The sequence below is a fragment of the Geothrix sp. genome, from assembly GCF_049292215.1.
GTDB lineage: Bacteria > Acidobacteriota > Holophagae > Holophagales > Holophagaceae > Geothrix.
In genome coordinates this window covers 42,125-55,351 of sequence record NZ_JBATQW010000069.1, presented here as the reverse complement: position 1 = coordinate 55,351, position 13,227 = coordinate 42,125, and the positions used below count along the sequence as shown (strand labels likewise).

Below are 13,227 nucleotides of genomic sequence, written 5' to 3'. Positions count from 1 at the left end.
GCCATCCATGCGCGTTCCCACCCAGCTCATCCCCGGCATCGCGGTCTTGCTGCGCTACCCCGATGCCGATACTCCCAAACTGGCCGGGGCCCTGGCCGACGAGGCCATGAAGACCGGCCACCCCTGCCAGGAGTTCCTGGAAGCCTTCGCGCTGGTGGCCAGTACCACGAGCCAGGAGGACATGGCCGAGCTCTATACCCGCAGCTTTGATCTGAATCCGGAATGCGTGCTGGAGATCGGCTGGCACCTCTTCGGGGAATCCTACAAGCGGGGTCAGTTCCTGGCCATGATGCGCCACCACCTGCGCGAGAACGAGATCGAGGTGGGCCAGGATCTGCCCGACTACCTGCCGGCCCTACTGGATCTGACGATGAAGCTCGAAACCCAGGATGCCATCGACCTGGTGGATGACTGCATCCTGCCCGCCATGGAAAAGATCCAGTCGGCAATGAAAGATGGCGCCTATGCCCATCTGCTCCAGGCGCTGTTTCTCATCTTCACCGCCCACCGGATGCCCGCCGAGGTGAGCCATGCTTGATAAGTTCCTCTGGGTTGGCTTTCCCTATGTGGCGTTGGTTCTCGCCATCGTGGTGAGCATCCTCCGGTTCGTGTGGAAGCCCTTCAGCTATTCGAGCCTCTCCAGTCAGTTCCTGGAGAACAAGCAGCTCTTCTGGGGGTCGGGGCTCTGGCATTGGGGCATCGTCTGGGTGTTGACTGGGCATCTCGTGGCCTTTCTGATCCCTGGGCAGATCCTCGCCTGGAACTCCGCACCCTTCCGGCTCTACCTCCTCGAATTCACGGGGCTAACCGCCGCCTTGCTGGCCCTCGTGGGGATCGTGGCCCTGATGGTTCGCCGCCACACCAGCTCGCGCGTGAAGGTCGTCACCACCGCCATGGATTGGATCTTGCTCGGTTTTCTGCTCCTCCAAGTGACCACGGGCATCGACACCGCCCTGCGCTACCGCTGGGGCAGTTCCTGGTATGCCTCCAATGCCGCGCCCTACCTCTGGAGCCTCCTGAGCCTGAGCCCCAGGCCCGAGCTCATCGTTCCTTTGCCTTGGTTGCCCAAGATCCACATCCTCAGCGGCTTTTCGGTGATCCTGTTGATCCCGTTCACGCGGCTCGTGCACTTCCTGGTGGTGCCCATTTTCTATTACTGGCGTAAGCCCCAGGTGGTGATCTGGAACCGAAAGGGGCTCAGATGAGAGTCAGGACGGTCGCCCTGGGGGGCGCTGTGGCCTTCGGGGCCTCCCTGATGATCCTTGCCGTCAGCGTGGACACAAAGCTGCTGGGGGACAACTCCGGCTACAAGCCGGTCCAACCCATCGCCTATTCCCATGCCCTGCATGCGGGCGAGCTGAAGCTGGACTGTCTGTTCTGCCACACGGGCGCCGAGCAAAGCCGGCATGCGGGAATCCCCCCGGCGAGTACCTGCATGAAGTGCCATGAAACCATCCTGAACAAGGCGGGCACCAAGCCTGGCGTATCGGATCCGAGTCCTGAGATTGCCAAGCTGGCCAGGGCTGTGAAGGAAGGACGCCCGATCGAATGGGTGCGCATCCACCGGTTGCCCTCCCACGTGGATTTCCCGCACAGCCGGCACGTCAACGGTGGTGTGGCCTGCCAGAACTGCCATGGCGAGATCCAGGGCATGGAGCGCGTCGAGCAGGCCCTGGCCTTAACTATGGGCGAGTGCCTAACCTGCCACCGAACCGAGAACCAGAAGCTGCAACTGAACGGCAAAGCGCCTATGGCGCCCACCGACTGCAGCGCCTGTCATCACTGAGGAGAAGCCATGCACGTATGGAAGAGCCTCGGCGAACGGCGGGGACTCATCAAGAAAACCAAAGCGGAGTTCAGCGACGAACTTCCCGTGGGCGAGAGCGTGCGCCAGATCACCCGACGCGACTTCTTTCGGTTCTCCGGACTTGGTTTTGCGGCGGGTCTGGCCATCGGATGCAAGAGCAAGGTGGTCGAAAAGGCGATGCCCTACCTGAACGCCCAGGAAGGCCTCACGCCTGGCGTGGCGCAGTGGTACGCCACCACTTGCCAGGGCTGTTCGGCGGGCTGCGGCGTCCTGGCCCGCAGCCGCGACGGTCGCCCCGTGAAACTGGAAGGGAATCCCGACCATCCCCTGAATCGCGGCGGCCTATGCGCCATCGGCCAGGCCCAGACGCGCGGACTGTACGATCCTTCGCGTCTCAAGCAACCTCGCTTGCAGGGGCAGGACTGCGCCTGGCAGGCATTCGATGCTGATCTGGCCAAGCGGTTTGCGGAGATCAAGGGGAAGGGGGGGAAGCTCCGGATCCTGACTGGAACCCTACTCAGCCCCACGTTGAAAGCCACCATCCATGGCTTTCTCGGCGGATTCAAGGACGGCAAGCTGATCAGCTACGATGCCCTGAGCTGCGCCGCCATCTCTGCCGCCTATGAGCAGACGCATGGGCTGAAGGTACTGCCGCACTACCGTCTCGAGGAAGCTGAGTTCATTCTAGGCATCGAGGCGGATTTCCTGGGGACTTGGATCAACCCTGCAGGCTTCACACGAGCCTACGCCAGTCGCCGCGGCCCTGACAATTCACGGCCCATGTCCAAGCATGTGCAAGCCGAAGCCTGCATGTCCCTGACGGGCAGCAACGCTGATGAACGCCTCCGTCTCGCGCCTTCCGAGGTTGTTCCGTTCCTTGAAGCCCTGGCCTCGGCCCTGGGTTCTGGGAAGTCCGGCGGAGACCTGCGGAAAGAGCTCAGTACCAAGGCCAATGCTTTGGCTCACGAACTGGGCGAGCACAGGGGTTCATCATTGGTGCTTTGCGGCGCCAACGACCTGTACGCGCAACTGCTCACGGCACGCATCAACCACCTGCTGGGCAACGAGGGCCACACGGTGGATCTGTCTCATCCAAGCCTCCAGAAGCAGGGTGATGACCGGGCTCTTGCGGGGCTCATCAAGGAGATGGGCGAGGGACAAATCGATGCGGTGATCGTGGTGGGTGCCAACCCGTCCTATGACCTCCCCGAGGAGTTCTCCAGTGCCTTCGCCAAGGTGCCTATCCGAATGAGTCTCGGTCTGACGGCGGATGAAACGGCGGTGACCTGCACCCATCTCGCACCCGATCATCACTGGCTGGAAACCTGGAGTGACGCGGAACCGGTGGCTGGGACCATGAGCCTGGTCCAGCCCCTCACGAATCCCCTATTTCAAACCCGCGCGGCCCTGGAAAGTTTCCTGACCTGGGGTGGCCAATCTTCATCGGCCCTGGAGCATCTCCGAGAGCACTGGCGAAAGGAAGTCTTCTCCCGTCAGAAGGTCGTGGGGGATTTCGGCACCTTTTGGGATGGAGTGCTGCAGAAGGGAGCGGTCCAGATTGAAGGGAGCCCGACCCCACCGGCTTATCGCGAGGACCTGAATGCCTCACTCCGAGCGAGGAACGAGGCGAAACCAGGAACCTACGAGTTGCTGCTCATGGCCAAGGTAGGCATGGGGGATGGCCGTCATGCCTTCAATCCGTGGCTCCAGGAATTGCCTGATCCCATCACCAAAATGACCTGGGACAACTATGTGTCCGTGTCGCCCGCCACAGCCAAAGGGTTGGGCCTGGAGCAGGGGGATCTGGCGGCTCTGCGACCTCAAGGTCTACCTGAGCTGACCCTTCCCGTGGTGGTGCAGCCCGGACAGGACGACCGCACCCTTGCCGTGGCCCTAGGCTATGGCCGGAAGGAGGGTGCCCCCAAGGACTGGAAGACCGTGGGCACCAATGTCTATCCCTGGCGCCATCTGGCCAGCGGCTTCCTGGCTGCTTCCTCAGCGGCCCTGCAAATCAGAAGGGTCGGGGGTCGGGCCGAACTGGCTGCCACCCAGGATCACCACAGCCTCGAAGGGCGTGAACTGGTGCGCGAGATGGCCCTGGAACCCTACCTGCGGGATCCGGCCTCGGCACGCCCCCATGAACAGCCGGGACCTTCTGTCTATGGGGAGCATCCTCACGGCAAGCATCGCTGGGCCATGGTCATCGACCTGAACAAATGCACCGGTTGTTCCGGCTGCGTCATTGGCTGCCAGGTGGAGAACAACATTCCCGTCGTGGGCAAGGAAGAGGTCGCGAAGAAGCGGGAGATGCACTGGCTGCGCATCGACCGGTACTACGAAGGCAGCGAGGCTGAACCCAAGGTGTTCCACCAACCCATGATGTGTCAGCAGTGCGACAACGCGCCCTGCGAGAACGTCTGCCCCGTGCTGGCCACGGTCCACAGTGAAGAGGGTCTCAATCAGCAGGTCTACAACCGCTGCGTGGGCACACGCTACTGCGCTAACAACTGCCCCTACAAGGTCCGCCGCTTCAACTGGTGGGAGTATCCCCACAACAGCGAGGTGGAGCGGCTGGCGCTCAATCCCGATGTGACGGTACGCAGCCGGGGCGTCATGGAGAAGTGCAGTTTCTGCGTGCAGCGCCTCATGACCGCCAAGATACAGGCCAAGAATGAAGGCCGTGAACTGAAGGACGGGGAAGCCCAGCCGGCCTGCATGCAGAGCTGCCCGGCCCAGGCCATCGTCTTCGGCGACGTACAGGATCCGGATAGCCAGATCAGCCATGCCATGCGCGACCCAAAACGGTTCCTCGTGCTCGGGGAACTGGGTATCGGACCCGCTGTGAGCTACCTCACAAAAATACGCAACGCGGACTCGACCGAAGCCAAGGGAGGCCACCATGGCGCCTGAAGACCACACCTCCGCCTTGCCCGCCACTCTCCTGATCGAGGATGAACAGGAGCGTGGCTACGGTCATGTCCTGCCCCTCATCGACGGGAACAAGACCTATTCCCAAGTCACTGAGGAAGTCTTCAGCACCACGGAGCGCATGCCCCCCCTCAAGTGGTGGCTGGCTCTCTCGGTGTCCTTGTCACTGCTTCTGCTGGGGGCCTGGGCCGTGACCCAGACCGTGACCCGGGGCATCGGCACCTGGGGCCTCAACCGCACTGTGGGCTGGGCCTTCGACATCACCAATTTCGTCTTCTGGGTGGGCATCGGGCACGCCGGGACGTTGATCTCCGCCATCCTCTTCTTGTTCCGGCAAAGGTGGCGCACCAGCATCAACCGAGCAGCGGAAGCCATGACCATCTTTGCGGTCATGTGTGCCGGCACTTTCCCGATCATCCACATGGGCCGACCCTGGCTGGCTTTCTGGGCCACGCCCTATCCGAATACCCGGGGCCCGCTTTGGGTGAACTTCAAGAGTCCGTTGCTGTGGGATGTCTTTGCCATCAGCACGTACTTCATCATCTCACTCACTTTTTGGTATCTGGGTATGGTCCCTGACCTGGCCACCATGCGGGACCGGGCCAAGACCAAGGTCCGCAAAGCCATTTTCAGTATCTTCTCCCTGGGTTGGAATGGATCCAACCGGACCTGGAGCCGCTACGAGACGGTCTACATGTTGCTGGCGGGTCTTAGCACGCCGCTTGTAATCTCGGTGCACACCATCGTGTCCATGGACTTTGCTACCTCCGTGATTCCCGGCTGGCATGCGACGATCTTCCCGCCCTACTTCGTGGCTGGGGCCGTCTTCAGCGGCTTCGCCATGGTGCTCACGCTCATGATCATCGCCCGGAAGGTGATGGACCTGGAGGAGTACATCACGGTGCGTCACCTGGAAGCCATGACCAAAGTGATCATTGCCACTGGGATGATCGTGGGCATGGCCTATGGCACCGAGTTCTTCATGGCCTGGTACAGCGGCAACAACTTCGAGCGCTACGTATTCATCAACCGTGCCCTTGGCCCTTTCAAATGGGCGTACTGGTCCATGGTGAGCTGCAATGTGATCATCCCCCAGCTCTTCTGGATCCGGAAGGTGCGCACGACGCCCTGGATGATTTTCATCCTGTCCATCTTCGTGAACATTGGCATGTGGTTCGAGCGCTTCGTCATCATCGTGACGAGCCTCCACCGCGACTATCTCCCTTCCTCTTGGGCCATGTACACACCCACCTTCGTGGAAGTGGCCATCTTCCTGGGCAGCTTCGGGCTCTTCTTCACCTGCTTCCTGATCTTCACCCGGTTGCTGCCCATGATCGCGGCCAGCGAAGTGAAAGGAGTGCTGAAGCATGAGGAGCACTGACGCCATCACCCTGACCCGGTTCCGCGCCAGCTTCGCGGATCCCCACCTCCTGCTTGAAGCCGTGAAGCGCCTGAAGCAGGAGGGCTATCCGATCATCGACACCTACTCGCCCTTCCCCGTGCACGGGATGGATGAGGCCATCGGCCTGAAACCCTCCCGCCTACCCCGTGCCTGCTTGGCCTTTGGACTGCTCGGTCTGGCTACCGCGCTGGGCGTGCAGATCTGGACCTCGGCCTATGACTACCCCCTGATCGTGGGTGGCAAGCCCCTGGTGTCCCTTCCCGCTTTCATCCCTGTGTCCTTTGAACTCACGGTCCTGTTCGCGGGGCTGGGTGTGGTGGCCAGCCTGTTCGTGGCTTCAGGCATGAGGCCGAAGTTTAAGGTGCCTGATCTGCATCCGGGCGTGAATGACGATCGCTTTGTGGTAGCCGGTGAGATCCAGGCCGGCGCCAGCTTTACGGTGGTCCAATCCTTGATGGCGAGCCTTGGTGCCCTAGAAACCGAACTACTGGTGGAGGACAAGAGTCAAACGGATCACTCCCTGCTGGATCGCGAGGCGAAACCCCTTGCCTTCCTCCTGGCCGCCATTCCCGCGGTGCTGGTGCTGGCCGCTTTGCCTCTGCTGAACCGAAATTACTTGAAGCGGAACCTTGCTTGGGACGGGGGCATGATGGCCCCTGTGGCCTACCAGTCCTTCGATCCGCACCCATCATTGCCGGGCGGGCAGGTGCTCCAGACACCTCCCGCAGGCACCGTGTCGCGCAAGGGGCTGGTGCCGCTGCCTTATGGACCCGGAAAGGTGGAGGCCGAGCGTGCGGGCCTGGAATTGAAGAATCCCTTTCAGCCATCTCAGGAGAATTTCAGCCGCGGGAAGCTGGTCTACGATCGGAGCTGCGCCGCCTGCCATGGCCTGGACGGTGACAACAACAGCAGTGTGATCGTGGCGAGGGGCCTGTTGGCTCCAGCGATCCTGGTGGCACCGGTCGTGAGGGACATGCCTGATGGGCGCCTCTTCCATGTGGCGACTTTCGGGGGTCCCCAAAAGATGAAGGGGCTGGGCGATCTCATCAGTCGGGACGACCGCTGGAAAGTGGTTCTCTACATCCGGGAACTGCAGAGAGCCGCCGCGCCGAAGCCCTTACCTGCGCCGCCCCCGAGCACTGGAGCGACATCATGAAGCCCAACCAGGTGTTCTCCGTTCCTTCACGCGATCTCACCAGACCCCAGTTCCCCACCCTCGCGGAGATAGGGGAAAAATTCCGTCTCGGGGCCTGGACCCTTTCAGGCCTGGGGCTGTTGATGCTGGGCATCGGCCTCGCCACCAGTCCTCTTCATGCCTGGGCCAATGTGCTGATGACCGCCTTCAACCTGACCTGCGTGGGGCTCGGGGGCCTGTTCCTGTTGGCCATCCAGTCCACCACGGGCGCCCGCTGGAGCGATCCCATCCTGAAGGCCCACCGTGCCATGCCCGCCCTGCTGCCCATCGCGGGACTGATGATGCTGGCGCTCTGGTTCGGGGCTGACACCCTCTACCCCTGGGCCCGCCCTGAAGCCCATACGGATCACCTGCTCAAAGGGCGGCTCGTCTGGCTGAACAAGCCCTTCTTCTTTGGCCGAATCCTGCTTTTCTTCGCGCTGTGGATCCTGCTTGGGCGCCGGATGGTGCAGCGAGGCAAGGGCGCGGCGGTCTTTATCCTGGTGTTCGGGGTTTCCTTCGTCCTGGCGAATTTCGACTGGATCATGTCCCTGGAACCCGCCTGGAACAGCACCATCTTCGCCATCTACGGCTTCTCGGGGATGTTCCTCCAGGGCATCGCCATCGTCACCATCAGCGCCATCGTCCTGCGCCGCGTGGGCCTGCTGCCGGAGATCTCCAAGGCCCAGAACCATGACCTGGGTAAGCTGCTCTTCGCCTTCAGTTGCTTCTGGGCCTACATCTGGCTCAGCCAGTTCCTGCTGGTGTGGTACGCGAACATTCCTGAGGAAACCGCGCCCATCCGCCTGATGCTCAACAGCAAGTGGACGCCCTTCTTCTACCTGAACCTGGTGCTCAATTTCGGCCTGCCCTTCGTGATGCTGCTCCAGCGCAAGGCGAAGACGAATGAGCGGGTCCTGATGGTGGCCTGCTTCACGGTGCTGGCCGGGCATTGGCTGGACCTCTATCTCATGGTCTTGCCTCCCGTCCTCAAGGGGGCCGCTCCCGGCTTCGGGTTTTCAGAGGCTGGTGGGATCCTCCTGCAGTTCGGAGTTGGGCACATGGCCTGCTGGCCAGTCTTCATGAAGGATGTAAATCCGGATCAGGAACTGCCTCAGGCTGGATGATCAGTCCTTCCGCCCATGCTGAGTAGTGCTCCGAAAGGCCAGGAACAAGGCCACGGCTGTGAGGGCCAGGGAGACCCCGAAGGCGCCGGCCAGGACACCGCGCTGGCCATCAAGGACCGCGCCCAGTACGGTCTCAAACAGGTAGAGCTGGATGACCAGCAGCACGAGGATCACACCCAAGGCTGCCGGAGAGATGCGGACGCTGGGAGTGGGATTCATGCCTGCACCTCCGCTTTCTCGCGTGGGCAATCCGCCACGCGATCTAGGTTCTCGAGGGTGGGTTTGGGAAGCTCACCCACCGCCCATAGACTTCCATCGGCCCGCTGCTCAATGGCAATGGCCGAAAGGGGCCGGCTGGGCGGCCCCTGGACGGGGAAGCCCCGGTCTGTTTCGAAGAAGCCCAGGTGGCATGGGCATTCCAGGCGCCCGCCGGAAAAGCGCACGGCGCAGCCCAGGTGCGTGCAGGTCTGCCGGTAGGCTTTCAACTCACCCTTGGCGGTTCGCAGCAGGATGCAGGCATCGTGGGCATCCCGGAACTTGAAGAGCTTGCTCTCGCCGGTTTTCAGATCGGTGGCCAGGCCTAGGGCCACGGGATGCTCGGAAGGCCCGGATGCTGGGTCGGAGGCGCCCTCAAGGGGCTTCTTCCTCAGCCAGAGGTAGCCGATGCCGCCGGTGAAGCCGGCGCTGACGAGCGCCAGGAAGCGAGCAAACTCGCGACGGGAGAAATGGCCTTCTTCGGCCAGTTCGAGGGGGAAGGCGCGGCGCCACCAGGCCATCAGTAGCCTCCGTCGATGAGTAATGCTGCGTCAAGGTGCAGCGGTGTCTCAGGATCCGGCACCATGAGGGCGTTCTTCGTCTTCACGTGCACGGCACCAATGAGGAAATCGCGCAGGGGCTTGTTCTTGCGCAGGTTCGCCACCTCATCCTTGCGCACAAATAGCAGGGCCTGGCTGGGGCAGACCGTGGCGCACATGGGCTTGTGGCCCACAGAGGTCCGGTCGTAGCAGAGGTCGCACTTGAGCATCTGCTCGAGGCCCGAGAAGACGATGGGAATGCCGAAGGGGCAACTCAGCTCGCAATTCTGGCAGCCGATGCAGCGGGGTTTCTGGGCCGCGTGGACGACGCCATCCTCACTGCGCTTGATCGCGTCCGAAGGGCAGACCTGGGCACAGATGGGATCTTCGCAGTGCATGCAGACGGTGGGCACAGTCTGGGTGCTGTTGAAGCGATCCATCTCGTCGAGATGGATCATGGACCGCCCTCGGTGAGTGCCGCACTCCGCGCAGGCGCCCACGCAGGAGCGGCAGCCGATGCAGCGCTGAGGGTCGATGAAAAAGCCGTAGTCCTGGGGCACCATCAGAACACCCGCTCTGGCATGTCGGTCTGGTTGCTGCGGGCCTCGAACCCCATGCGTTGCAATTCGGCCAACTCGGGAGAGAACTGGTCCTTGGTGGTCTTCTTGAGCCGGACGGCGCTGATCTTAAACTCCGGGATTTTAGATACGGGATCGAGGTGCCGGGCTGTGAGTCGGTTGGCCGACAGGGCCCCTGGCCAGTGGTAGGGAATGAACACGGTGTCAGGTCGGATGGTCTTGACCACCTTGGCAGGCAATACCATGGAACCGCGCCGGGAAGTAATCTCTACGGCATCCCCTTCCTGGAGCCCGTATCGCTCCGCCAGGCGGGGGTGGATCTCCAGGTAGGGATGCGGGCACTGCTCGACGAGGAAGCCAATGCGGCGGGTCTGGGTGCCGCTCAGGTAGTGGAAAACCACACGGCCCGTGGTGAGCCAAATTGGGTAGTCGTCGTCCACAACTTCCATGGGTGGTCGGTAGGGTGTGGGATTGAACTTCGCCTTACCGTCCGGGTGGAAGAACTGCCCCCCTTCGAAGAGCCGCGGGGTGCCCGGATGATCCTCCGTGGGGCAGGGCCAGAAAATGCCCATGTTCTTCTCGATCTTCTCGTAGGTGATGCCCGCGTAGTCGGCGGTACCACCCTTGGAAGCCACCCGCAGCTCGTTGAAAATGTCCTCAGGTTTCTTGAAGTGGTCAAAGTACTTGCCCTGGCCCAAGCGGTGGGCGATCTCCACCATGATCTGCCAGTCGGGACGGGCATCTCCGGGGCAGTCCACCGCCTTGTTGATCTTGATGACGCGACCTTCGGCGCTGGTGGAGGTGCCCTCATCTTCTTCATGCAGGGCCGAGGGGAACACGATGTCCGCGTGCTGGGCGCTCTCGCTAAGGAAGAAGTCCAGGCAGACGAAGAACTCCAACTTGCTTAAGGCCGCACGGGTGAACTCTGTGTCAGGCAGCGACACCAGCGGATTGAAGCAAAGCAGCAGCAGGCCCTTGATCTCGCCCGCGTGAATGGCGTTCATGATCTCCTGGGCACTCTGGCCCAGGCCCGGCAGTTCTTCGTCCGTGCAGCCCCACACCGAGCAAATGTATTTCCGGTGCTCGGGATTGCTGATGTCGCGGTTGCCCGGCAATTGGTCGCACTTGTGGCCGTGCTCACGTCCGCCTTGGCCGTTGCCCTGGCCCGTGATGGTGGCGTAGCCACAGCCAGGTTTGCCGATGCGACCGGTGGCCAGCACCATGTTGATGCAGCCGAGAACGTTGTCCACGCCCTTGGTCTGGTGCTCGATGCCCCGCGCGTGAAGCAGGAAGCTAGTCCTGGCCTCACCCCAGATGCGGGCGGCCTTTTCGATGGCCTCCACCGGCAGGCCGGTGATCTGGCTGGTCCATTCAGGTGTGCAGTCTTTCACGGCTTCGAGGGTCGCGTCGAAGCCGTTGGTGTGCTCATTGACGAAGTCCCAGTCGATGAGCTTCCACTTGTGCAGCAGGTGCAGGATGCCGTTGGTGAGTGCCGAGTCCGTGCCGGGCTTCAGGGGCAATACCAGGTCTGCGGTGCGGGCCAGGGGTGTGATGCGGGGATCGACCACGATGAGGAGGGCGCCGCGGTCGCGGGCACGCCAGATGTAGTCAGTGGTGATGGGAGAGCACTCAGCCACATTGGAACCGGCCACCCAGATGACATCCGCCAGTTCGATGTCCGCCCAGGAATTGGCCGCACGATCCACGCCGAAGGCCTTCTTGTTGCCGGCGCCGGCGCTCACCATGCAGAGGCGTCCGTTGTAGTCGAGGTTCTTGGTCTGCAGTCCCAGGCGGGCGAACTTTCCGGCCAGATAGCTCTTCTCGTTGGTGAGAGACACACCGGAAAGGACGGCGAAGGCATCCTTGCCATGAACCTGTTGGATCCTCTGGATCTCAGACACGGTACGGTCCATGGCTTCATCCCAACGCATGGGCTCGAAGCCATTTTCCGTGCGTTTCATGGCCTTGGTGAGCCGGTCGGGGTGGTTGCCTTGGAGGTAGCGCTTCACGCCTTTGGGGCAGAGCTTGCCCTGGTTGAAGGGGAATTCCTCCCAGGGCTCGAAGCCGATGACCTGGTTTTCCTTCACCTTGAGCTTGATGCCGCACTGCTGGCCGCAGAAGCAGCAGTGAGTCTCCACGATCTTGTCCGGAGTGGGGTCGGAGAGCCAACCACCAGGAGGGGCGAGGTTCAGGTGGGGGCCGAACTGGGCGCGGAGCTGGTCCTGGGAAAGGGGGAGCGTGCTCATGAAAACCTCAGGACTTCATGCTGGTGGAATCAAGGATGGGCTCGGCATGCACAGGGATCGTGGCAAAGGGATCGAAGGCCCCCTGCAGACGTTCCCCCTGAGCTTTAGCGACGAGCCGCCGTTTGCAGCGGGGGCAGAGGTCCAGGTGATGAACCCCCCCACCATGTTGTGCGCCGTCCAGGTCCAGCTCCTTCCAGAGGGCGCCGAGATCGCGGCGCTGGTTGGCCCGGATGAAGGGCGTCCCGCAGCCCTTGCAGGCCAGTCGTCCCTCGGCTTCGCCCTCGGCCTTGTAGAGGGTGACACCGAGCTGGGCGGGCCGCTGGATGACGTGGAAGAGCTTGCCGAAGGGCAGCCCGAGCAGCATGAGAATCACCGTCAGTTCGTGCAGGAAGGAAAGGGTGGCGAAGTTGCGGCCCTGTAGCCACTTCTCGGAAGCGGTGAGCATCAGTCCCGTCATGCTCACGGCGATGAGCAGGACCAGGGGCAGGAGGTCCAGATCGAAACGTTGTGTGGCGGTGTCACCTTCATCCTGCTTGCGACGGATGAGGCTGAGCACGCAGCCGGCGATCACCATGAAGGCCGCCAGATCCAGAACATGGAAGCTGCAGAAGGCCATGAAGCTGTCGAGCGGGAAGGACCCCGCCGGGAAGCCGAACAACCAGGCCTGGTACCGGGCGGAGTTCAGACCTTCGCTGGTGAAGCGGATCCACCCGAACACCAGCGGAATGGTTACGGCAAAACCCAGCATGCAGCCCCAGGCGATGAGGGCGTGGGCTCCCCAGCGGCGAAGCGATCGCTTCTCGATGAAGCGCTGCAGGAACATTTGGTCCAGGGCCAAGACGGCCATGCGGGGGAGCGCCTTGAAGGCCTTGGGGGAGAGCAGTGTTCCAACCGTGTGCTGGAAATACATCCGAGTGGCCGGCCGCTCGATCCAGGTGAAATAGCGGTAGGCCACGCCGAAGCAGGCAAACAGGGTAGCCAGGAGGTAGCCCAGCAGAGCGGGATCAAGCCAACGTCCCCATCGGCTGCCCAGAGCCACGGCGCCACAAACAACCAGTGTGGTAAGGGCAGCCCGAATCAGTGGGCGTGGTTCGAGGTCAAGGCGGTCCGACAAGGACATGGCAAGGCTCCAGGAGACCCAGTCTTAATTTCAGAAACCGGAATCAAAAGG

General features: G+C 62.2%; 12 protein-coding genes. 7 read left to right on the top strand and 5 right to left on the bottom strand.

Annotated elements, in window-relative coordinates; translation table 11 throughout:
* Positions 1 to 7 precede the first annotated feature (7 nt).
* The 7 genes from WAS25_RS11590 to WAS25_RS11560 are packed head-to-tail and all read left to right on the top strand — an operon-like array spanning position 8 to position 8,438.
* Positions 8 to 538 (top strand): nitrate reductase molybdenum cofactor assembly chaperone, encoded by a 531-nt coding sequence (locus tag WAS25_RS11590; RefSeq protein WP_422312226.1) that lies wholly within the window; start codon positions 8 to 10, stop codon positions 536 to 538.
* Positions 531 to 1,205: a respiratory nitrate reductase subunit gamma gene (gene narI, locus WAS25_RS11585; protein ID WP_422312224.1), complete on the top strand. Its 675-nt coding sequence runs from the start codon at positions 531 to 533 to the stop codon at positions 1,203 to 1,205. Before WAS25_RS11590 ends, narI begins: the two co-directional genes overlap by 8 nt.
* Entirely contained in the window at positions 1,202 to 1,786 is a 585-nt protein-coding gene (locus tag WAS25_RS11580) for a cytochrome c3 family protein (protein ID WP_422312222.1), read from the top strand. The genes narI and WAS25_RS11580 overlap by 4 nt, the downstream gene beginning before the upstream one ends.
* A gap of 9 nt (positions 1,787 to 1,795) precedes the next feature.
* Positions 1,796 to 4,717 (top strand): 4Fe-4S dicluster domain-containing protein, encoded by a 2,922-nt coding sequence (locus WAS25_RS11575; protein WP_422312220.1) that lies wholly within the window; start codon positions 1,796 to 1,798, stop codon positions 4,715 to 4,717.
* The gene (gene nrfD, locus WAS25_RS11570; RefSeq protein ID WP_422312218.1) at positions 4,707 to 6,116 is read left to right on the top strand and encodes an NrfD/PsrC family molybdoenzyme membrane anchor subunit; all 1,410 of its coding nucleotides are present in this window, start codon (positions 4,707 to 4,709) and stop codon (positions 6,114 to 6,116) included. Before WAS25_RS11575 ends, nrfD begins: the two co-directional genes overlap by 11 nt.
* Positions 6,103 to 7,293: a quinol:electron acceptor oxidoreductase subunit ActD gene (locus tag WAS25_RS11565; protein WP_422312216.1), complete on the top strand. Its 1,191-nt coding sequence runs from the start codon at positions 6,103 to 6,105 to the stop codon at positions 7,291 to 7,293. The genes nrfD and WAS25_RS11565 overlap by 14 nt, the downstream gene beginning before the upstream one ends.
* A complete protein-coding gene (locus WAS25_RS11560) occupies positions 7,290 to 8,438 on the top strand; it encodes a hypothetical protein (protein WP_422312214.1) in 1,149 nt (382 codons plus the stop codon). The genes WAS25_RS11565 and WAS25_RS11560 overlap by 4 nt, the downstream gene beginning before the upstream one ends.
* Here the strand turns inward: WAS25_RS11560 and WAS25_RS11555 are convergent, their stop codons facing one another.
* From WAS25_RS11555 to WAS25_RS11535, 5 genes are read right to left on the bottom strand one after another with little or no spacing between them, the layout of a single operon-like run.
* Positions 8,439 to 8,657 carry a DUF6755 family protein gene (locus WAS25_RS11555; protein ID WP_422312212.1) on the bottom strand — a complete coding sequence of 73 codons (219 nt, stop codon included), beginning with the start codon at positions 8,655 to 8,657 and terminating at the stop codon, positions 8,439 to 8,441.
* Positions 8,654 to 9,214, bottom strand: coding sequence for a ubiquinol-cytochrome c reductase iron-sulfur subunit (locus WAS25_RS11550; RefSeq protein ID WP_422312210.1), 561 nt, complete (start codon positions 9,212 to 9,214; stop codon positions 8,654 to 8,656). The genes WAS25_RS11555 and WAS25_RS11550 overlap by 4 nt, the downstream gene beginning before the upstream one ends.
* The gene (locus WAS25_RS11545) at positions 9,214 to 9,795 is read right to left on the bottom strand and encodes a 4Fe-4S dicluster domain-containing protein (protein ID WP_422312208.1); all 582 of its coding nucleotides are present in this window, start codon (positions 9,793 to 9,795) and stop codon (positions 9,214 to 9,216) included. Before WAS25_RS11545 ends, WAS25_RS11550 begins: the two co-directional genes overlap by 1 nt.
* Positions 9,795 to 12,056, bottom strand: a complete 2,262-nt coding sequence (locus WAS25_RS11540; RefSeq protein WP_422312206.1) for a molybdopterin oxidoreductase family protein — start codon at positions 12,054 to 12,056, stop codon at positions 9,795 to 9,797. The genes WAS25_RS11545 and WAS25_RS11540 overlap by 1 nt, the downstream gene beginning before the upstream one ends.
* A 7-nt stretch (positions 12,057 to 12,063) precedes the next feature.
* The gene (locus WAS25_RS11535; RefSeq protein WP_422312204.1) at positions 12,064 to 13,176 is read right to left on the bottom strand and encodes an MFS transporter; all 1,113 of its coding nucleotides are present in this window, start codon (positions 13,174 to 13,176) and stop codon (positions 12,064 to 12,066) included.
* Positions 13,177 to 13,227: the final 51 nt, after the last annotated feature.